The organism is Phyllobacterium lublinensis (genome assembly GCF_020164435.1).
Lineage (GTDB): Bacteria > Pseudomonadota > Alphaproteobacteria > Rhizobiales > Rhizobiaceae > Phyllobacterium > Phyllobacterium lublinensis.
The window spans coordinates 31926-51367 of sequence record NZ_JAIUDQ010000016.1 but is presented as its reverse complement, the minus strand read 5'-3'; the positions used below and the strand labels follow the sequence as shown (position 1 = coordinate 51367).

Annotated in this window: 20 protein-coding genes; 7 read left to right on the top strand and 13 right to left on the bottom strand. The window is 57.7% G+C overall.

Annotated features, from left to right (window positions below; all coding sequences use genetic code 11):
- Positions 1–4: 4 nt before the first annotated feature.
- The 8 genes from olsA to K9U38_RS17930 form a co-directional block, all read right to left on the bottom strand.
- Positions 5–856: a lyso-ornithine lipid O-acyltransferase gene (gene olsA, locus K9U38_RS17965; protein WP_224495721.1), complete on the bottom strand. Its 852-nt coding sequence runs from the start codon at positions 854–856 to the stop codon at positions 5–7.
- Position 857: 1 nt separating this feature from the next.
- Positions 858–1361, bottom strand: coding sequence for a GNAT family N-acetyltransferase (locus K9U38_RS17960; RefSeq protein WP_224495720.1), 504 nt, complete (start codon positions 1359–1361; stop codon positions 858–860).
- Positions 1358–2044: a tRNA (adenosine(37)-N6)-threonylcarbamoyltransferase complex dimerization subunit type 1 TsaB gene (gene tsaB, locus K9U38_RS17955; protein ID WP_224495719.1), complete on the bottom strand. Its 687-nt coding sequence runs from the start codon at positions 2042–2044 to the stop codon at positions 1358–1360. Before tsaB ends, K9U38_RS17960 begins: the two co-directional genes overlap by 4 nt.
- 60 nt (positions 2045–2104) lie before the next feature.
- Positions 2105–2929 (bottom strand): DUF2066 domain-containing protein, encoded by an 825-nt coding sequence (locus tag K9U38_RS17950; RefSeq protein WP_224495718.1) that lies wholly within the window; start codon positions 2927–2929, stop codon positions 2105–2107.
- Between the two features lie 55 nt (positions 2930–2984).
- Positions 2985–3500: a DUF3859 domain-containing protein gene (locus K9U38_RS17945; RefSeq protein ID WP_224495717.1), complete on the bottom strand. Its 516-nt coding sequence runs from the start codon at positions 3498–3500 to the stop codon at positions 2985–2987.
- Between the two features lie 15 nt (positions 3501–3515).
- Complete coding sequence (locus K9U38_RS17940; protein WP_255607387.1) at positions 3516–5693, bottom strand: malate synthase G; 2178 nt, start codon at positions 5691–5693, stop codon at positions 3516–3518.
- Positions 5694–5797: 104 nt separating this feature from the next.
- A complete protein-coding gene (locus K9U38_RS17935; RefSeq protein ID WP_224495716.1) occupies positions 5798–7813 on the bottom strand; it encodes a hydantoinase/oxoprolinase N-terminal domain-containing protein in 2016 nt (671 codons plus the stop codon).
- Positions 7814–7910: 97 nt separating this feature from the next.
- Entirely contained in the window at positions 7911–9146 is a 1236-nt protein-coding gene (locus tag K9U38_RS17930) for a DNA recombination protein RmuC (RefSeq protein ID WP_224495715.1), read from the bottom strand.
- A 195-nt stretch (positions 9147–9341) separates the two neighbouring features.
- On the opposite strand from K9U38_RS17930, the gene def reads away from it, so the two are divergent.
- The 4 genes from def to truA are packed head-to-tail and all read left to right on the top strand — an operon-like array spanning position 9342 to position 12091.
- Positions 9342–9872 carry a peptide deformylase gene (def, locus tag K9U38_RS17925; protein WP_224495714.1) on the top strand — a complete coding sequence of 177 codons (531 nt, stop codon included), beginning with the start codon at positions 9342–9344 and terminating at the stop codon, positions 9870–9872.
- Between the two features lie 10 nt (positions 9873–9882).
- A complete protein-coding gene (fmt, locus tag K9U38_RS17920) occupies positions 9883–10812 on the top strand; it encodes a methionyl-tRNA formyltransferase (RefSeq protein WP_224495791.1) in 930 nt (309 codons plus the stop codon).
- On the top strand, positions 10809–11306 hold the full coding sequence (locus K9U38_RS17915; RefSeq protein ID WP_224495713.1) for a GNAT family N-acetyltransferase: 498 nt from the start codon (positions 10809–10811) through the stop codon (positions 11304–11306). Before fmt ends, K9U38_RS17915 begins: the two co-directional genes overlap by 4 nt.
- Positions 11306–12091: a tRNA pseudouridine(38-40) synthase TruA gene (gene truA / locus K9U38_RS17910; RefSeq protein ID WP_224495712.1), complete on the top strand. Its 786-nt coding sequence runs from the start codon at positions 11306–11308 to the stop codon at positions 12089–12091. Before K9U38_RS17915 ends, truA begins: the two co-directional genes overlap by 1 nt.
- Here truA and K9U38_RS17905 read toward each other — a convergent pair.
- Together K9U38_RS17905 and dapE are read right to left on the bottom strand one after the other, a co-directional pair.
- Positions 12043–12654: a hypothetical protein gene (locus K9U38_RS17905; protein ID WP_224495711.1), complete on the bottom strand. Its 612-nt coding sequence runs from the start codon at positions 12652–12654 to the stop codon at positions 12043–12045. The genes truA and K9U38_RS17905 overlap by 49 nt on opposite strands.
- Before the next feature lie 15 nt (positions 12655–12669).
- The gene (dapE, locus tag K9U38_RS17900; protein WP_224495710.1) at positions 12670–13857 is read right to left on the bottom strand and encodes a succinyl-diaminopimelate desuccinylase; all 1188 of its coding nucleotides are present in this window, start codon (positions 13855–13857) and stop codon (positions 12670–12672) included.
- Between the two features lie 96 nt (positions 13858–13953).
- Here dapE and K9U38_RS17895 point away from each other — a divergent pair, with 96 nt between their 5' ends.
- Complete coding sequence (locus K9U38_RS17895) at positions 13954–14979, top strand: 2-dehydropantoate 2-reductase (protein ID WP_224495709.1); 1026 nt, start codon at positions 13954–13956, stop codon at positions 14977–14979.
- Positions 14980–14992: 13 nt separating this feature from the next.
- Here K9U38_RS17895 and dapD read toward each other — a convergent pair whose 3' ends face one another.
- A complete protein-coding gene (dapD, locus tag K9U38_RS17890; RefSeq protein ID WP_224495708.1) occupies positions 14993–15847 on the bottom strand; it encodes a 2,3,4,5-tetrahydropyridine-2,6-dicarboxylate N-succinyltransferase in 855 nt (284 codons plus the stop codon).
- 150 nt (positions 15848–15997) lie between these two features.
- On the opposite strand from dapD, the gene K9U38_RS17885 reads away from it, so the two are divergent.
- Positions 15998–16840 carry an LOG family protein gene (locus K9U38_RS17885; RefSeq protein WP_224495707.1) on the top strand — a complete coding sequence of 281 codons (843 nt, stop codon included), beginning with the start codon at positions 15998–16000 and terminating at the stop codon, positions 16838–16840.
- Position 16841: 1 nt separating this feature from the next.
- Here K9U38_RS17885 and K9U38_RS17880 read toward each other — a convergent pair whose 3' ends face one another.
- Entirely contained in the window at positions 16842–17561 is a 720-nt protein-coding gene (locus K9U38_RS17880; protein WP_224495706.1) for a pyrimidine 5'-nucleotidase, read from the bottom strand.
- A 175-nt stretch (positions 17562–17736) separates the two neighbouring features.
- On the opposite strand from K9U38_RS17880, the gene K9U38_RS17875 reads away from it, so the two are divergent.
- On the top strand, positions 17737–18492 hold the full coding sequence (locus tag K9U38_RS17875; RefSeq protein ID WP_224495705.1) for a GGDEF domain-containing protein: 756 nt from the start codon (positions 17737–17739) through the stop codon (positions 18490–18492).
- A gap of 42 nt (positions 18493–18534) precedes the next feature.
- Here K9U38_RS17875 and phhA read toward each other — a convergent pair whose 3' ends face one another.
- Positions 18535–19368 (bottom strand): phenylalanine 4-monooxygenase, encoded by an 834-nt coding sequence (gene phhA / locus K9U38_RS17870; protein ID WP_224495704.1) that lies wholly within the window; start codon positions 19366–19368, stop codon positions 18535–18537.
- Positions 19369–19442 lie beyond the last annotated feature (74 nt).

Sequence of the window (19442 nt, the reverse complement as noted above, 5' to 3'; positions counted from 1 at the left end):
GCTTCTAACGGTTTTTGGTGCCGTTGAGAATAGGGTCCTCGCGGCTTTCGCCCTGAAGGCTGACGAGGTCTCGCCCCATGAGCGAGGTATGAACCATGGCACGCACTCGCTCTTCCATCGTTCGCGCCAATACCTTGCGGTCACTTTTTGCGTCGATGACCACCGGTTCGCCAAACCATACGTCAACGTCGACGGCACCGTCCTTGAGTAGACCAATCAGGCTTGGAGCCAACGGCACGTCACCTGGCCACGCAACAAGGGGGCGGTGGACGCGGCCCATCGGCATGCCGTGAACGCGGGTATAAGCAATTGCAACAGGCTGCACAGTTACCGTCTCGACATTGGTTTCGCGAATTGCAACCTGCGCGGCGCCGAAAAGTGACGTCTTGAACGGCAGAACACGATTACCATCGGACGTTGTGCCTTCGGCAAAAAGCACCATTGGGTCGCCTGCCGCAAGACGGGTTGCGATGACGCTGGCCTGATGGTGGGTTTTGCCGCGCTTCTCGCGTTCGATGAAGACCGTGCGCTGCAGCTTGGCAAGCATGCCGAACAGTGGCCACGTGGCCACTTCCGCCTTGGCAATAAAGGCCATTTCACGCAGGGAACCAAGGATTACGATATCGGTCCAGGACGTGTGGTTGGCGGTGAGCAGGAGTGGCCGTTCCTTTGCCATCTCGCCGTGCAAACGGATGCGGAAGCCAAGCAAGCGGCTGACGATCCTGTGAAAAAGCATCGGCGTGGCAATGCGGGGACCCCACCCCGTTTTAAGGAACACATATTGCAGTGGCACAAGGCAAAGAATCGTCAGGGCAAATGCCGTCGCCATGACTATGAACCGCAGCCAGGAGATCATGTCAGCGACCTGCCTTGAGGTCGCGGCGCATGGTCAATGCACTCGAACGTCCTGCGGCAGTCTCGTAATAGCCTGGCCGTTTTCCGACCTGTTTGAAACCGAGCCTGCGATAAAGTGCCAGAGCCGGTATATTGAGTTCATCTACTTCCAGAAAGAGCATACTGGCGCGGGCATTGTGCAGGTGACGAAGCGTTGCATCCATCAAGGCGTGCCCAAGCCCCTTGCGCTGCGCCGGGGGTGCCACAGCGATCGTCAGGATTTCCGCCTCGTCGAGAACGAGCCTTGCCACAACGAAGCCGCCAGCCATTGCCTTGGGATTTCCCTGTTCCCGGGCAATGAATCCGAACACATTGTCTTCGACCAGCAGCGCGTGAAAATCATCATCGCTCCAGGGCTGCCGGAAGGTCAGGGCATGCAGAGCTGCAAGTTGTACCGCATCGGCGCGCACAACAGGTTCGATGACAAAGCTGCGCGACCGCATATTGTCGAAGGGAAAGCCGATCATTCAGCAACCTTCCTTTTGAGCACAAAGCCCTGTTGCGGTTTGACATCGAGACCGCGCAAGTAAAGCGGCTTTGGCGCGCCATCGGAAACAAGGATCGCTCCCAGCCGCGCGACGGCCTCAATGCTTCCGGTCGCCCCCTCCACAGCGATGTCGAGGCGCTGACCGAGCTTTTCATTGACGAGCGACGCACCTGAACCAGCAAGGACATGCACAGTTACCCGCTCTGCCAATTGTCCAAGTATCAGCGGCAGGCTCGTCACCATGGGTTCCGATTCCGCCGATCCATCTGCGTTGAAGAACTGGGCGTAGAGTTCTTCGCGGCGCGCATCGATGATAGACAGGATCGCCTTGCCCGGATTTGACCTTGCAGCGTCATGGGCCAGCGACTGCAGGGTGCTGATTCCGACGACGGGGCATCGAAGCGCAAGCGCAAGGCCGCGTGCGGCCGATACGCCGACACGGACTCCTGTAAAGGAGCCCGGGCCGATACTGACGGCGATCTTGCCAATATCGGTGATGAGACTCGTACTCTGTTCCAGTGCCTGTTCGATCACCGCCATCAGGCGCTCGGCATGCCCCTTGCCGATATCCTCGATAACTTCAGCCAACAAAGACCCCGTTCCGACATCAAAAACGGCGACGGAGCAAAGATTGGCGGCGGTGTCGATCGCGAGCAGTTTCATGCGCATCGCCTAAACAAGAATCAGCCAGCAAACAAGTAGGCGTGCATCATTGCGGTCAACCTATTGCGGCTTGCCATGACCGGAAAGGACTTGCGCTGCACCCCGCATGCCATTGCGGAACGAGTCGTCGAAGCCGACACCGCGAATTTGCCATCGATAATCCGTTGCATCTGATCGCATGCGCCAGCTTGCGACCCAGCCAAGCGCCTCGTCGCTCCACTGCAATGTTCCGGCCAGCGCAACGTCTTCGGTGGTGGCCAGAGTTTCGCGTTTCGGAACATCCGCGCGTGACAACGTGCTGGCATTCAGTTCTCGCTGTTCGAGTTGAGCGCTTGTCGGCAGGGCCATCGGCAACCCCACCCGTGCCGCTGCAGCTGCAAGCGATGTGCGCATATCGGCATCGCCATCACTGGCCAGGGCAAAATCTGCTTTCCTCCCGAATACTGCAAGAAACACTACAACACGCGGCCGCGGCGAGAGCCAGGGCTGCCGCCCGAGTGACCTTAAAATCTCATCGATCTTCGCCACATCGAACTCCGCACTCAGATCGTGCGGGCGGTCATAGGATCCCTGCTCGTCATGGATCGGGACGCCTGACATCCGGTCCCGGTACGCAAACCGATCCACGAACTCGCCAGCCCTTCGTTTGAGTTCGGCGACATTCCGGTCCGTCATCAGACGCGGATCGCCCGATACCTTTACGAGGACGTCCTCCAGGCATTGGGCCAGTCCAATCGCCCTGTTCTCCTCACCTTGGCCGGAAACGACGGCGGAGGCCCGATAAAGATCGGATTCAGCGCCCGCAGCAGCAGGCAGGCCAGCGCCGCACGCAAGCGCAATGACAAACAGCCTGGCAAGCCAGGCGGAACTCCTTGTGCAGCTCATTCGACGTAACGTCCTTCGCCACCCGTTGATTGGTTAGCGTATCAGAATCATCAGCTCATGAAATCGGGCAATTGCCTGCAGTCACGCTGAAGCTCTTTGAGGTCAGTTCCTTGCCGGCCATGTCCTCCAACGAGATTGTCCAAGAACCGGAGACGAGCTCGAAATTCTCCTCGAAGACCCACCCCGCATAGCGACGCTGGGAAACGGCGGTATCGGGCCAGCTGCTCTTTTCCATGAGCCTACCATCCGGAGTGCTGATCTGTGGGTGGAGAACCACGACCTTGATCGGCACAGCACCAGCGTCATCAGCCGCAGACACTCGATAGAGAACGCCGAAACTCGTACCTATGCAGGCATGAATTCTTGTGGTGCGTGTCACCTCGACCGGTCCTTCAACCAGCCGGTTTACGCCCGTAGGCGTATCCGGTGACGGTTCCGAGCCAACTTCCTTGGCGCCGGTCAGTCCCCAATCGACAATTTCAACGGCCGGTCGCGCCTCTTCCGCGACCGCCAGCCTCGCCATCATCCAGAAGATGAGGGTGAGATAACTGACGGGGCGGACGCGGGCCATTGGTTTCGCGCGGTCTTAAGCGCTGGCCTGCCTGGCCTTGAGCTCAAGCCGGCGCCGATGCAAGACCGGCTCTGTATAGCCATTGGGCTGTTCGCGGCCCTTGAACACGAGATCGCATGCGGCCTGGAAGGTGATGGAGCCGTCGAAATCCGTCGCCATCGGCTGATAGAGCGGATCGCCGGCGTTTTGCTTGTCCACGACAGCTGCCATGCGTTTCAAAGTTTCAAGCACCTGCGCCTCGGTGGCAACGCCATGATGCAGCCAGTTCGCGATGTGCTGGGCGGATATGCGCAAGGTCGCACGGTCTTCCATGAGGCCAATATTGTTGATGTCGGGCACTTTCGAGCAGCCCACCCCCTGATCCACCCAACGCACGACATAGCCGAGAATGCCCTGGGCGTTGTTGTCCAGCTCCCGCTGGATATCCTCAGGCGTCCAGTTAGGACGCGAAGCAACGGGCACCGACAGTATATCGCTGAGCTTCGCCCGGCCACGCGCCTTCAATCCAGTCTGAACCTCAGCGACATTCACCTTGTGATAATGCGTCGCATGCAAAGTTGCCGCCGTTGGCGACGGAACCCAAGCGGTGTTCGCGCCCGCCTTGGGGTGTGCGATCTTCTGCTCCAGCATGGCTGCCATGAGGTCGGGCATTGCCCACATGCCCTTTCCGATCTGGGCATGGCCGGAAAGTCCGCATTCAAGACCGACATCGACGTTCCAGTTCTCGTAGGCACCGATCCAGGAGGCCTGCTTCATGTCGCCCTTGCGGATCATCGGACCTGCTTCCATGGAAGTATGGATTTCATCACCGGTGCGGTCGAGGAATCCGGTATTGATGAAGACAACCCGTTCCTTTGCGGCGCGAATGGCTTCCTTGAGGTTGACCGTCGTGCGGCGCTCCTCATCCATAATCCCCATCTTCATCGTATTCGGCTTCATGCCGAGCAATTCTTCCACACGTCCGAACAATTCGGACGCGAACGCCACCTCTTCCGGGCCATGCATCTTCGGCTTGACCACATACATCGATCCGGAACGCGAATTCATGTGGCGGCCACCCGGTCCGATGTCGTGGAGGGATGCCAGCGCTGTGATCGCCGCATCCATGATGCCTTCCGGAACCTCATTGCCATCCCTGTCCAGGATCGCCGGATTGGTCATCAGGTGACCGACATTACGCACCAGCATCAAAGAGCGACCGGGTACCGTCAGCGGTTTTTCGTCCTTACCGATATATTCCCGGTCAGCATTAAGCTTGCGCGTAACGCTTTTGCCGCCTTTTTCAAACGTATCTTCGAGATCGCCATTCATCAGGCCGAGCCAGTTGCGATAGACCACAACCTTGTCTTCTGCATCCACCGCCGCAACGGAATCCTCGCAGTCCTGGATGGTCGTCAGGGCAGATTCCAGAAGTACATCGGCAATATGAGCGGGATCACTCCTGCCGATGGCATGATCAGCATTGATGACGATCTCGATATGCAATCCATTCTTTACCAGGAGGATCGCGGTCGGCGCATTGGCCTCGCCCCTGTAACCTGCGAACTGTGCTGCATCTTGCAGGGAAACCGATTGCCCGCCGGCTTGCAAGGCAAGCTCCTGATTGTCAATGCGCAGTGCTGAAACATCGTTCCAGCTCGCTCCTGTCAGTGGCACGCTGTCGTCGAGAAAGGCTTTGGCCCAGGCAATGACCTTGGCGCCGCGCACAGGATTGAATGTCTTTCCTCTTTCGGCGCCGCCTGCTTCGGGAATGGCATCGGTGCCATACAACGCGTCGTAGAGCGAGCCCCAGCGCGCATTGGCTGCATTAAGGGCATAACGGGCGTTCATTACCGGGACGACGAGTTGTGGGCCTGCGGTTACGGCAATTTCCGGATCCACATTGCTGGTCGAGACCGAAAAGGCCGCGCCCTCCGGCAACAGATAGCCAATATGCCTGAGGAAAGCCTCGTATTCTTCGTGGCTATATCCAGTGTTGCGCTTTTCCTTGTAGAAGGTGTCCAGCTTCTCCTGAAAAGCGTCGCGTTTCTGCAAGAGTTCGCGGTTTCGCGGCGCGAGATCATGGATGATTTGCACCAAACCGGACCAGAACTGCTCGGCATCGACATTGGTCCCCGGCATGGCTTCGTTCACAACGAAGTCATACAGCTCCTTGGCCACCTTCAAACCATTGATTTCGATGCGTTCACTCATGATCCGTTCCTTCCAGATTTCCTATCCTATCCTTGAACACGCTCCGGTATTCCCCGTCAATTGATCAATAGTGAACAGGATTTATGCTCTGGCGGAAAGAATGCTCAATGGGCGATACGCGGCCTGCCCGAGGCAGTCGCAATCAATATCGCTTCGATGAATTTGCGTTGATCCTCGACCATTGCAGCACTGATCTCCTTGGCGATACGGATCTCGGCTTCGTCGGTGCCCGCATCCAGCGCCATTTGCCCGGCCTGGACTCTCAAAGTAGCCTCAGCGAACGCAATTGCCTCGTCTTCGATCTGAAAGTCCTTGACCACCTCTCCGGCCATGACACGATATAGGCCTTCGACCGGCTGGCTGACATGTGCTTCCACTGATACGCGCACCTGGCCGACAACGGCGCCCAGCGCATTGGCCACATCCGTATCGTGCGGAACAATGCACCGCGTGCCAAGCATCTCGCCGACCGCGGGATAATAGACCGGCGCCGAAGCTCCGAGCCCTATGACAGGCCGGTCGATGTTCAACCTGGCACCGGCAATTCCAGTTTCGCGCGAAAGTGCACGCTGAATGAGGGGGCTTGCCACTGTCTCCGGCCCTTCCAGTCCGTCTTCGGCGAATACAGTCTCGAGAACTACTTCGGACGAACGTCGAATCAGGGCGTCATAGGTGCGATGAGCCACTTCCTCCGGCGTATCGCAAAGCGGTCGCCCAGAACCGTCCTTGCGCCTCGCATAGAGAATGGCGCCGTAACGGGCTGCCTCCGCGTTCCAGTTGCCCTGCAGCCCAAGGACGTGACACGCATCCGAAGGCGTGAAACCCGACAGATGCACGAGTCCCCGCGCGACGAGGCGGTTTATTGTTGCAGCCTGGGAAACAGAACCCAGCAGCCGGTCAAGCGGTTGCGGCTCGTTGGTAATGTGTCCGTAAAGCTCGGCTTCGCCTTTGCTGAGGCCAGACGCCATCTGCGCAGGGACGCCGGTAAGGAGTGCAAATCGCCCATCAAGTCGTCCGGCATTGGTCGCCTTGACCTGGCGGGCCAGGTGGTCGATGACGTTTGCCCCATGATTTGCGGCCAGCAGCGACAACGGAACAAGCCGACGTGGACCAAGCTTGATGCGCGGAGCCATGGTGTTGTCATCGAGCGATACTTCCGAATCGCCGCCGAGGCCGAAGGTGCGCATGGCCACGGCTTCCACCATGGTGCGAAATCCACCGACCGTTGCGCCATTGGGATCGAGGCGCGGTCTCCCCTTGTCCAGAACCGCAACATCGGTGGTCGTTCCACCAATATCCGAGACAATCGCATTGTCCAGCCCGGTCATGTGACGGGCACCGACGAGGCTTGCTGCCGGCCCTGACAATATGGTCTCGATTGGACGATGCCTAGCGAAGGCGGCAGAAACAAGCGCGCCATCGCCCCTTACGACCATCAGCGGCGCATGGATGCCGCGCCGGTCGAGAAACGTTTCGGTTGCGGCCACCAGCCTGTCGATCATGGCAATGAGGCGGGCGTTGAGGACCGTCGTCAGGGCACGGCGCGGACCATTGAGCTTGGCCGAGAGTTCATGGCTGCAGGTGACGGGGAGCCCGGTTTCCTTGCGGATCAAGTCGCGTATGGCGATTTCGTGTTCAGGATTTCGTACGGCAAAGTAGGAGCAGACGGCAAAACCCGTTACCTCCTGGCACAGCGAGGGCAAGGCTTCCACCAATTCGGCCATATCGAACGGCTGGGCACGGCCATAAACGTCATGGCCACCAGGAAGGAAAACGACCGGATCCGACCCAAGGGCTGTGGCGAGATCGGCCTTTTCCAGATCACCACGCGAGAAACCAACCATGACCAGTGCGATGCGGCCGCCCTGTCCCTCGACAAGAGCGTTGGTAGCAAGCGTCGTGGACATGGAAACGAGCCTGATGTCGGCAGAACGAACCGATGCTTGCGTAACAATACGCTCGACCGCCCCCGAAATGCCGACGCTGAGGTCATGCCGCGTGGTCAACGCCTTCGCCTTGGCAATGACGCCCCGTTGCTCCGACCAGAGCACCGCATCGGTATAGGTACCGCCAGTGTCGATGCCGAGGAAAATTGCCTGTTCAGTTGTCGATTGAGCCATGATGTCCTGCGCTATTTGAGGCAGGGTTAGCGCATGAAACGCGGTACGGCTAGCGTCATTCCGACATCAGGGCCGCAGCTGGGCCCTGTCGTCATCGTTAATCATCACCTTCGACAACGCGCAAGCGCAACTGACCCGTCGCCGAGGCGGCAGAACGGCCAGCATCCACATCCTTAACGGCTTCACCGACCGGTTCGGCAAACTCAAGAGCCTCGATCTTTTGTCCGCGCTTGGTTACCTTGCTTGACGAAACCAGGATATCGTCAATGTCCTTGTTCGCCTGGCCGAAATGCGTCTGCAAACGACGAACGCGGTCATCAAGGCGGCCCACATCCTCCATGAGTCGGATAACCTCGCCCTGAATGAGATGGGCCTGCTCCCGCATGCGCACATCCTTGAGGACCGCCTGAATGACCTGAATGGACAGCATCAGGAGCGACGGTGAAACAATCACGATGCGCGCACGATGAGCCTTCTGGACCACACCTTCAAAATTCTCATGAATCTCGGCAAATATCGATTCGGACGGCACGAAGAGAAAGGCTGTGTCCTGCGTTTCGCCATTGATCAGGTATTTCTCGGCGACATCGCGGATATGCACCTCAACATCACGGCGGAACTGCGCCAGTGCGATTTTCTTCGATTCTGGACCTTCAGCGTCGCGAATGGCATTCCAGGCCTCCAAGGGGAATTTCGCGTCGATCACGAGATTCGGCGCACCATTGGGCATGCGTACCACGCAGTCCGGCCGGCTGCCGTTGGAGAGCGTTGACTGGAATTCGTAAGCGCCCTGTGGCAGGCCATCGGCTATGATCGCTTCCATCCGCGCCTGACCGAAAGCACCTCGGGTCTGTTTGTTGGCAAGAATGGCCTGCAGCTGGACCACCTGCCCGGCAAGCGCCTGAATATTGTTCTGAGCCGTGTCAATGACAGCCAGTCGCTCCTGCAGCTTGGCCAGATTTGCATGGGTCGATTGCGTCTGTTCGGTCATCGTCTGGCCGATGCGGCTGGTCATCCCGTCGAGCCGTTCGCGGATTGACTGATTGAGTTCAGCCTGCCTTGAGCCGAACAACTCGGCCATGGTCTGCATCCGCCCTTGCATCTCGGCCTGGCTCTTGAGGATTTCGCCCATCCGCGCCTCGGCATCGCGTGCCCGATCCTCCGCCTGTACCTCAGCAACAAGCCGCATGCGTGTCGCGCGCGACACCGCAATGCCGGCGAAAACAATGACAAGTACCGCTATAATCGCACCTGCGAGCAGCGTAGCTCCCAGTGATATCGAGCTGGCACCGAGCTGAAACAGCGTTTGGTTGAGCGAAATTGACGTTTCCATCCACGCAGATTAACCGATTCGGTCGGCAAATGTGAGATCAAAACAAGAACATTTTCTGGCAGGCGACTTTCACCTCGATCCTGCAACCAAAAGCAACGATGACCTTTATCGATAGGTATTGTGCTGTTTTCCAGAATGGCTCGTCACAACGACTCCATATGGACAAAGTCGGCTTCAGATATTAGGTGAATGCTCATGTCTATCAAACCACTTGTCATCCTTCCTGATCCATTGTTGCGCCAGGTTTCAAAGCCGGTGGAGCGCTTCGACGCCGATTTGCGCAAGTTCGCCACCGATATGCTGGACACCATGTATGATGCTCCGGGCATTGGGCTTGCCGCCATCCAGGTGGGCGAGCCGCTGCGGATGCTGGTCATCGACCTGGCCAAGGAAGACGAACCCAGGGCACCGCAGGTTTTCATCAACCCGCAGATCCTGTCGTCGAGCGCCGAACGCAATGTCTACGAAGAGGGCTGCCTGTCCATCCCCGATTACTATGCGGAAGTGGAGCGTCCCGCGGAAGTTCGCGTGGCATATGTCGATCTCGACGGCAAGAGCCAGGAAATCCCTGCCGATGGCCTGCTCGCCACGTGCCTTCAGCATGAGATCGACCATCTCAATGGCGTTCTTTTCATAGACCATATTTCCCGGTTGAAGCGCGAGATGGTCGTCAAGAAATTCAAGAAGCTCGCCAAGGATCGTCCACCGAGCAAACTGGCGGTCTAGACCGATGAGCTTGCGCATCATCTTCATGGGGACGCCGGACTTCTCGGTCCCCATCCTCAATGCCTTGATCGGCCAGGGCCATGAGATCGTCGCCGTTTACAGCCAGCCGCCGCGGCCGGCAGGTCGCCGCGGCCTGGAACTCACGCCTTCCCCCGTCCAGCGAAATGCGGAGCAGTTCGGCATAGAGGTGCGCACGCCCACAAGCCTGAAGGGTGAAGACGAACAGCAGGCATTTCGCGATCTTGAGGCCGATGTTGCCGTTGTCGTGGCCTATGGACTTATCCTGCCCCCGGCGATTCTGGAGGGAACGCGTCTTGGTTGCTACAACGGCCATGCCTCGCTGCTGCCGCGCTGGCGCGGTGCTGCGCCGATCCAGCGGGCAATCATGGCTGGCGATCTTGAGACCGGCATCATGATCATGAAGATGGATGAAGGTCTCGACACCGGTCCGGTGGCCATGGTGGAAAAGATCAAGATCACGGCCGACATGACCGCAGGCGAACTGCATGATCACCTGAGCATGGCCGGTGCGGATCTCATGGTCCGCGCCATGGCGGCGCTGGAGCGGGACAGCCTGACCCTGACGCCGCAATCGGACGACGGCATTACCTACGCTTCGAAAATCACCAAGGCAGAAACCCGGATCGACTGGACGCGGCCGGCCATCGACGTCCACAACCGCATCCGCGGGCTTGCCCCTTTTCCTGGCACCTGGTGCGAGATGGAGATTGGCGGCGACCTTGAACGTGTGAAGCTTTTGCGCTCCATCCTGGCAACCGGCGTCGGCGAACCGGGGTCGGTGCTGGATGATGACCTGCGCATTGCCTGCGGCGAAGGAGCAGTACGCCTGCGCTCGCTGCAGCGAGCCGGTGGCAAAGCCATGGACGGACAAGAGTTCCAGCGCGGCGCGAAGATCATGCAGGGGACGCGGCTGCCATGAATGGCGTATCGATCCGTACGGCAGTCTCCGGGGACCATGCGTCCATTTCCGACCTTCTTCGATCAGCCTTTCAGGGATCCGACGAAGATGACCTTGTGAGCCGTCTGCGACAGGACCATGATGTGGTGCTCGAACTCGTCGCTTTGAAACAGGAGGCCATGGTCGGCCACATCCTGTTTTCGCGATTGAAGGTGACCGGAACGCGGGACTTCGATGCCGTGGCTCTGGCGCCGCTCGCAGTTTCTCCCGATTACCAGGGACAGGCGATAGGAAGCGAACTTGTGCGAAGCGCACACGAGCACTTGGCATATGCCGGTGAAAAGCTTTCGGTGGTTCTGGGTGAACCCGAATATTACGGGCGCTTTGGCTACGAGCACCGGCGTGCATCAGGTTTTGCAAGCCAGTATCAAGGCGAATACCTGCAAGCCTTGGCCTTTGGTGACGCACCGTCGTCAGGCACGCTGATCTATGCTGCCGCTTTCGGAGTGCTTTAGTGCCCCGTTACAAACTCACAGTCGAGTATGACGGCACACCCTATGCGGGTTGGCAGCGGCAGGACAACGGCCATACGGTTCAGGCTGCCATAGAACAGGCAATATTCAAGTTCTGCGGCGACAAGGTTGCGCTTGGCGCAGCGGGCCGCACCGATTCAGGCGTTCACGCGACTGCGCAGATCGCCCATGTCGACCTGACCAGGAACTGGAGCAGTTCCAAAGTGCGCGAGGCCCTGAATGCGCATCTCGTGATCGCTGGAGAGACAGTCGGCATCATCAATGTCGAACTCGTCGGCGATGAATTTGATGCCCGGTTTTCCGCGACCGGCCGGCACTATCTCTACCGTATCGTCAATCGCCGGCCGCCTGCTCCTCTCGAAGCACATCGCGCATGGTGGGTGAAGAAACCTCTCGACGCAGAAGCCATGCACGATGCGGCGCAACGGCTCATTGGAACGCATGACTTCACCACCTTCCGCGCGACCCAGTGCCAGTCCAAGAGCCCGGTAAAGACGCTTGATCTCCTCAGCGTTTCGCGAAACGGCGAAATCATCGAAATCCGTGCCTCGGCCCGATCGTTCCTGCACAACCAGATCCGTTCCTTCGCTGGAACCCTCAATGAAGTCGGGTGCGGCCGATGGAATGCGGATGACGTCAGCGCTGCTCTGGAAGCACGCGACCGCAGGGCGTGCGGTCCCGTCGCCCCGCCCTACGGTCTATACCTCATGGGCGTCGATTATCCGATGACCGCCGGATCAGGCAGAGAAATCCCCAGTACTGCCTGAAGCAGGACCATCAGGAACAGCGAGCCGGCGACAAGCGCGACGAAGAACATGACTGTATAGGCATGTGACTTTTTCAGTGCGATATGGGTCAGGCGATAGGTCAGGAACAAGATAGCGCCGTAAAGTAGCAGTCCGAAACCCGTGGCGAGGGTTGGCCAACCTGGCAGCAGTACCCGCGCGAGCGTCGCAGGTACCATCAGCCAGGCTCCGATGGCGGTGCCCCAATTGCTAGCCACGACATAGGGGCTGAAACGCTTGGCAATGCCAAGTTGCCGCGCACTGAGGGCGATCACGACCAACGGTAGAACCCAGGAGGAGAGATCAACAAAAGCTACCCGGCCCATGATAGAAAAACGGTTGCCCGTCTCCGGGCGCAGCGCGATCATGTCATTGGCGAAGATGATCCATCCGAGAATGAGCGGCGGCAGCGAAATCGTGATGGCATGGAACGATTGCCAAAACCCGTCCTCGGAAAAATCGAGAAGATCAAGCCCGTCGGCATGACCATTCATCATCCGCCAGGCGCCCCACAGATATCGCTGAATTTCATCAAAATCCGGCATGATCACTCATGTTCATTACGCAAAAAAATCGGAGATGAACCGCTCATATACTTGGGTCAGCGTTTCGAGATCGGCAATGGCCACACGTTCGTCGACCATATGCATCGTCTTGCCGACCAGCCCGAACTCGACGACCGGACAATAGTCCTTGATGAAACGGGCATCGGACGTGCCGCCCGATGTCGAAAGCTGCGGCCGCGTGCCCGTAACCTTCTCGATGGACGAACTCAGGAGGCCGATCAGCTTCTCGTCATGGGTCAGGAAGACGTGACTTACCCGGTTCCGCCAGTTGAGCTCGTAGTTCACGGGCTCGCTCTTGCCGGGCCGAAGCTTGTGCCGGCGTGATGCCTGATCAAGGCGATTGTGAATTTCCGCCATCAGGGTTTCGTCGGTCCACGTGTCATTGAAGCGGATGTTGAAAGTAGCCGTGGCGGTGTTGGGGATGACATTGACCGCCGGATTGCCGACATCGATCGTGGTCACTTCGAGATTGGTCGGCTGAAAATCTTTGGTGCCCTCGTCAAATACCGGATAGAGCAGGCTGTCCACCAGCGTCACGAGTCCACGTACGGGATTGTCCGCCAGGTGCGGATAGGCAGCATGCCCCTGAACGCCTTGCACTGTGATGGTTCCTGACAGGGAGCCGCGCCTGCCGACCTTGATCATGTCGCCGAGCCTGGCCGGATTGGTCGGCTCACCGACAATGGCGGCATCCCAGCTTTCACCCTTTGCCTTGGCCCATTCCAGCAGCTTGCCTGTTCCATTGATCGAGGGGCCCTCTTCGTCACCGGTGATCACGAAGGAAATCGAGCCTTTGAGCGCAGAATTCTTTTCAAGACAGCGCGCCACCGCAGCGACAAAGCAAGCGATACCGCCCTTCATGTCCACGGCGCCGCGGCCATACATTTCCCCGTTGCGAATTTCGGCTGAGAACGGCGGAACGGTCCATGCAATTTCGTCGCCGACCGGCACGACGTCCGTGTGGCCCGCAAACATCAGGTGCGGCCCATTGCCCGAGCGACGCGCGTAAAGGTTTTCCACATCGGGCGTGCCCGCCTCACTGAAGACCGGCCTTTCAACTGAAAAGCCAAGCGGGGCGAGCATGGTCTGGATGGCAGTCAAGGCGCCACCTTCCGCGGGCGTAACCGACGGGCAGGCAATGAGCTGGGCGAGATTTTGTACGGGATCGGTCGAGGATTTCATGCAAAAAGCGATAAATGAAAAGCGTCATGCTGTCACCTACTGGATCGCATTGGCGGCATCTGTTTAAATACCCCTCGGGTCAACCAGGACAGCATCATGATCGCAAACGATATCCGTATTGTCATCGCTGGTGCCGGATCGATCGGTTGCTATGCGGGCGGCTGCCTCGCAGCGGCGGGCAAGGACGTCATCTTTCTGGTCAGACCACAGGTCGAAGCCGCGCTCGGCGAACACGGACTGAAAGTCGTCGACCTGGATGGGACCGAAAAGCTGATCCCGCCGGAGCGCTTGATCTTGACAGTCGACCCAGTCGTCGCATTCGACCGGGCAGACATCATCCTCGTTGCCGTCAAGAGCGGCTCTACCGAGGAGATGGCAGAACTCATCGGGCACCACGCACCAACCACGGCAAGCGTGGTGAGTCTGCAGAACGGCGTCGGGAACGCCCAGGTTTTGCACCGGAAACTGCCGGCTGGCTTCACCGTCGTTTCCGGCATGGTGCCCTTCAACGTCGTCCAGTCCGAGCTAGACGTTGTTCCGCTGACGGTCAGGCGCACGACCGAAGGCACAGTCCTCATCGACGACAAGTCAGGTGACCTTGCCGATGACCTATCAGTGCCTGGCTTCAATGTTCGTCACGAACCGGACATGCAGGGTGTGTTGTGGGGCAAGCTCTTGATAAATCTCAACAACGCGCCTAACGCCTTGTCGAACCTTCCGCTTTCGGCGCAGCTTTCAGATCGAAACTGGAGACTGCTCCTCGCCGATCAAATCAGCGAAGGCATCAACGTGCTGAAAGCGAATGGTATCAAGCCAGGCAAGGTTCAGGGCCTATCGCCGCTGCTGTTGCCGTGGATCCTGCGCCTGCCTAACTTCCTCTTCCGTATCATTGCCAAAAAGATGCTCAATATCGATCCGCGTGCCCGATCGTCCATGTGGGAGGATTTGGAACGCGGACGCCCCACGGAAATCGACCATCTCCAAGGCGTTATTCTCGATCTGGCGGGCAAAAAGAACATCGACGCACCTTTTACCCGGCGGATCGTCGCCAGCATCAAGCAGGCTGAAGGAAAGCCGCTCCGCTCCCATACGGTCGAGCAGATCCGGAACAACCTTCCTTGAGCTATCTGCCTGATCAGTCGCGCAGCAATTCGTTGATCGATGTCTTGGAACGGGTCTGTTCGTCGACGCGCTTGACGATTACGGCGCAATAGAGGCTGGGGCCGGGCTGGCCGTTGGCAAATGTCTTGCCAGGAAGCGACCCTGCCACGACCACTGAATAGGGCGGAACTTCGCCATAGAAGATATCTCCGGTCGCGCGATCGATGATCTTTGTCGACTTGCCAATGAAAACGCCCATGCCGAGGACCGAACCCTCGCGCACAATGCAGCCTTCGACGACTTCCGAACGCGCACCGATGAAGCAATTGTCCTCAATGATGGTCGGACCAGCCTGCATGGGTTCAAGCACCCCGCCGATGCCGACGCCGCCCGACAAATGCACATGCTTGCCAATCTGCGCGCAGGAGCCGACACCGGCCCAGGTATCGACCATGGTCCCCTCGCCGACATAGGCGCCGAGATTGACGAAGGATGGCATCAGGATTGCACCTGGTGCGATGTAGGCCGATCGGCGAACGATGGCGCCGGGAACGGTTCTTATTCCCGCCTTGGCGAATTCCGTTGCACCCCAGCCGTCAAACTTCGAGGGCACCTTGTCCCACCACACCGAACCGCCAGGCGCCCCGTCGATCAATCCCATCGGATTGAGTCGGAACGACAGGAGTACGGCCTTCTTCAGCCATTCATTGACCTTCCAGACACCGTCGGGCTGTCTCTCGGCGACACGCACCTGCCCGCTGTCAAGCAGCAGCAGGGAGGTCTCGACGGCATCACGAGCTTCGCCACGCGTTTCGGTGCTGATCGTTTCGCGCTCATCGAAGGCCTTGTCGATCGTCTTTTCGAGGCTGCTCAGATCGGGCTTGGACATTTGCTGGTCACTCCATTACACGGGCGGTTAAGAACACTGGCCTAGTAAGATAAGTCTGTGAGAGGGTCAATCTCGGCGCTACCATGTTTGATGGCGAGTGGAATTTTATGTCTGTAAACGTCACGGGCGTCCGCAGAAGGAGTAAAACAATTGAATACTGACGAAAAGAATAGCTGGACACCGTTCTCCCACTCCTCCGAAGCGGTGCGCCGCGTCGAAACCGCGCCGGAAACGCCACAGACGCAGTCCGACACCTATCGCCTTGCCTTCGCAGACCCGGAATTCATGACGCGCCGCGAGTTGCGCGCCGTTCGGCTTCAGCTGGAATTGCTCAAGCCGGAAATGGCACTCGCCGCCCGGGGAATTCGCTCTACCGTGGTAATGTTTGGCGGAGCGCGCATTCCTGAGCCGGGCGGTGCTGCCTGGGCAGCCAAGAATGCGACGCAGAAGAAGAACCTGGAAGCCAATGCGCATTATTACGCTGAGGCACGCAAATTCGCCCAGCTCTGCTCAACCTATTCATCGACGACGTATAATCGTGAATTTGTCGTTGTCACGGGCGGTGGTCCTGGCGTGATGGAAGCAGGCAACCGTGGAGCAGCTGATGTTGGCGCGCCAACGATTGGCCTCAATATCGTTCTGCCGCACGAACAGGCTCCCAATGCCTATGTCACGCCGGAGCTTTGCTTCAACTTCCATTATTTCGCTATCCGCAAGATGCATTTTCTCATGCGCGCAAAAGCCATGGCGATCTTCCCCGGCGGATTCGGCACGATGGACGAGACATTTGAAGCACTTACGCTCATCCAGACCGGGCGAATGGAGCGTATTCCGTTCCTGCTGTTCGGCAAGTCATTCTGGGAAAAGGCCGTCGACTTCGATTTTCTCGCCGAGCAAGGAGTCATCTCGCCGTCTGATCTCGAACTCATCACCTTCGTCGACAAAGCCGACGAAGCCTGGGAAGTCATTCGGACCTTCTACGACCTGGAATAGGTCAGACGGTCTCGCGCGCGCTCATCGGCAGGATGGAATTGAGGAACGAGGTAAGGTCATCTGTCACGTAGTCGACATGATCAGTATTGCCGGGATCCCGCTCCCATATCTCAGAGAATGTCGGCTCGAAATTGTGCGGAACAATCAGCACAGTCGTCATTCCGAGAGCCTTGGGTTCGACGAGATTTCGCGCGAGGTCCTCGAACATGACGCAACTGCCGGCTTCGATCCTGTGCAGGTCGAGAAACCGGTCATAGGTTTCGCGCGCTGGCTTTGGCGTTAGTGCCGCTGCCCGTATGTCGAAAATATCGTCGAACTGATCGAGCACGCCAAGCTGGCGGGCAGCGCGCTCGGCATGACCGCGATCTCCATTGGTGAAGATGAACTTGCGGCCTGGAAGCTGCTTGATGGCTGTTGCCAGCGAAGGGTTCGGCACGAGCCACGAATAGTCGATGTCGTGAACCTTCTGCAGAAAATCATCCGGATCGATATCATAGCGATCCATCAGGCCTTTGAGCGTGGTGCCGTAATCCTTGTAGAACCGTTTCTGAAGTTCCCGCGCGTCGGTATGGGACAGTTTCAGGAGATCAGCGACATATCCCGTCATCTTCACATCAATCTGGGAAAACAGATTGGAATGATGCGGATAAAGGGTATTGTCGAGGTCGAACACCCAATCGGTCACATGGGCAAAATTCAAAGGATCCGGTTTATTTGTCATACGCGACTCAAGTTCCACCGTTTTACGAAAAACCGAAACAGCAAGAAGCGATCCTGTTTCAATCCAGAATCAATAGACGAAAAAAGTCTGAACTACGACCGTTTTTAATTTTTTCGCTAACAGCCGGTTCATTCATTCGTCGTAGTACCCAAATGGTGCTGCAGGTCGCAACTTCATGAACAGAATTCTCCTCAAATGCGCGATGGTCATGGTCATTTCAGTGGCATGTTCACTGCTGATCACCGGCGTCATGATGAGCGCCAACGACATGCACGACCCAAGAGGTTACGTCATTGCCACCGTTTGCCCCCTGGTGATCTCGCCCGCGATCTCGTTTCTGGTCTTCCGGCAATCCGAAAAGCTGCGGCAAACCCTTGCGACGCTTAACACGGTCATGCTTGAGCTCGAGATTACCAATGCCAAGCTATTTGAAAAATCATCCCGTGACAGCATGACGGGCTTGCTCAATCGCGAAGCCTTTTTCAACCACATGGAAGACATGCGCGTGCGCCAGAGGGGTTCGCTGCTTATCATCGATGCCGATCACTTCAAGAAAATCAACGACATGCACGGGCACTACAATGGTGATGGCGCACTGATGGCAATCGCACAACGAATCGACGACTCGATTGGACCGGACGACAGCCTGGGTCGCATCGGCGGCGAGGAGTTCGCTGTGTATCTTGCAACCGACGATGAAGCCCAGGTCAAGTCCATCGCCGAAACCATTCGTCTGGAAGTCAATAACATCGAATACCGGACGCCGGAGAATGAGCTTATACCCCTCAGCGTCAGCATTGGCGGCGTCGTCGGCGTTTCATCGCGAACCATCGCCGACTATTTCCAGATCGCCGACCGTCGGCTCTACGAGGCCAAGCGCAGCGGTCGCAATTGCGTCTGCATTCAGTCCAAAATGCAACATGCCGCGTGAGCCGACTACAACCAACAAACTATCGTTGGCTGTATAGTTGGCTCAGACGGCTGCCGGATCCAAGGGCTCCGCATCCTTCCATCGCTCGATCAGTTGCGCCATGTCCGCTTGCTCGAACGATTCTTTAAGCGCTGTAAATGACGGCAGGACAAAATAGGCTCTTTGAAACTTGTCGATTTCGTAGTTCGTGCGCATCACGGTTTCGAGATCGAACGGCACATGATGGGCGTCGACACTTGTTACAGCGAACTGCAGTTCGCTGTATGACGACATGAGGCCAGCGCCAAATGCTTTGAGTGGCGCTCCCTCTTCCTTCATCAACCCGAATTCCGCCGTGTACCAATAGAGCCTGGCAGCAAGTTGCTCGCCGCCCATGCGTGCCGCAGCGCCACCTTTCTCACCATAGAGCTGCATGAAATCGGCAAAGACAGGCTGGCTCAAAATCGGGACGTGACCAAAGAAGTCATGGAACATGTCGGGTTCGACGATGTAGTCGAGCTCTTTCTTGCTACGTAGCCAGTTCGTCACCGGGAAACGCCGATTGGCAAGATGGTCAAAAAAGGGTTCATTCGGAATCAACCCCGGTACGGCAACGATTTCCCATCCGGTCAATTTCCGCAAACGATCGCTGACTTCGTGAAAATCCGGTATGCGGTCCAGCAGCCCTAGCGCATCGACCCCGTCTAGGTAGGAGTGGTGCGCAAGTTTCGAAGTCAATTGTGTCTGACGATCGCAAAGCGTGCGCCAAACTTCCTGATCCTCGTCCGAATAGTCATATCGCTGTTCGACAGTGAAGTCAGCTTGGCACGCGGCATAATTGCCTCGCAATCCCTGCGCGGCACATTCGTGGGCATAGGCTTCGACGGTGATAGTCATCGGATGCTCCTCCAATCCATGATCTTTGTACAAGGATAAAACGAGGACAGGAGGGACATTGACCTAATCGTCTC

Bases quoted from the DNA above. Each gene is read 5' to 3' on its own strand.
- phhA (WP_224495704.1), bottom strand. From the start codon at position 19,368: ATGACTATCACCGTCGAAGCCTATGCCCACGAATGTGCCGCGCAGGGA.
- K9U38_RS17950 (WP_224495718.1), bottom strand. From the start codon at position 2,929: ATGAGCTGCACAAGGAGTTCCGCCTGGCTTGCCAGGCTGTTTGTCATT.
- K9U38_RS17940 (WP_255607387.1), bottom strand. From the start codon at position 5,693: ATGAGTGAACGCATCGAAATCAATGGTTTGAAGGTGGCCAAGGAGCTG.
- K9U38_RS17915 (WP_224495713.1), top strand. From the start codon at position 10,809: ATGAATGGCGTATCGATCCGTACGGCAGTCTCCGGGGACCATGCGTCC.
- K9U38_RS17880 (WP_224495706.1), bottom strand. From the start codon at position 17,561: ATGACAAATAAACCGGATCCTTTGAATTTTGCCCATGTGACCGATTGG.
- K9U38_RS17905 (WP_224495711.1), bottom strand. From the start codon at position 12,654: ATGCCGGATTTTGATGAAATTCAGCGATATCTGTGGGGCGCCTGGCGG.
- dapE (WP_224495710.1), bottom strand. From the start codon at position 13,857: ATGAAATCCTCGACCGATCCCGTACAAAATCTCGCCCAGCTCATTGCC.
- def (WP_224495714.1), top strand. From the start codon at position 9,342: ATGTCTATCAAACCACTTGTCATCCTTCCTGATCCATTGTTGCGCCAG.
- K9U38_RS17945 (WP_224495717.1), bottom strand. From the start codon at position 3,500: ATGGCCCGCGTCCGCCCCGTCAGTTATCTCACCCTCATCTTCTGGATG.
- K9U38_RS17930 (WP_224495715.1), bottom strand. From the start codon at position 9,146: ATGGAAACGTCAATTTCGCTCAACCAAACGCTGTTTCAGCTCGGTGCC.
- K9U38_RS17960 (WP_224495720.1), bottom strand. From the start codon at position 1,361: ATGATCGGCTTTCCCTTCGACAATATGCGGTCGCGCAGCTTTGTCATC.
- K9U38_RS17895 (WP_224495709.1), top strand. From the start codon at position 13,954: ATGATCGCAAACGATATCCGTATTGTCATCGCTGGTGCCGGATCGATC.
- olsA (WP_224495721.1), bottom strand. From the start codon at position 856: ATGATCTCCTGGCTGCGGTTCATAGTCATGGCGACGGCATTTGCCCTG.
- tsaB (WP_224495719.1), bottom strand. From the start codon at position 2,044: ATGAAACTGCTCGCGATCGACACCGCCGCCAATCTTTGCTCCGTCGCC.
- K9U38_RS17935 (WP_224495716.1), bottom strand. From the start codon at position 7,813: ATGGCTCAATCGACAACTGAACAGGCAATTTTCCTCGGCATCGACACT.
- K9U38_RS17875 (WP_224495705.1), top strand. From the start codon at position 17,737: ATGAACAGAATTCTCCTCAAATGCGCGATGGTCATGGTCATTTCAGTG.
- dapD (WP_224495708.1), bottom strand. From the start codon at position 15,847: ATGTCCAAGCCCGATCTGAGCAGCCTCGAAAAGACGATCGACAAGGCC.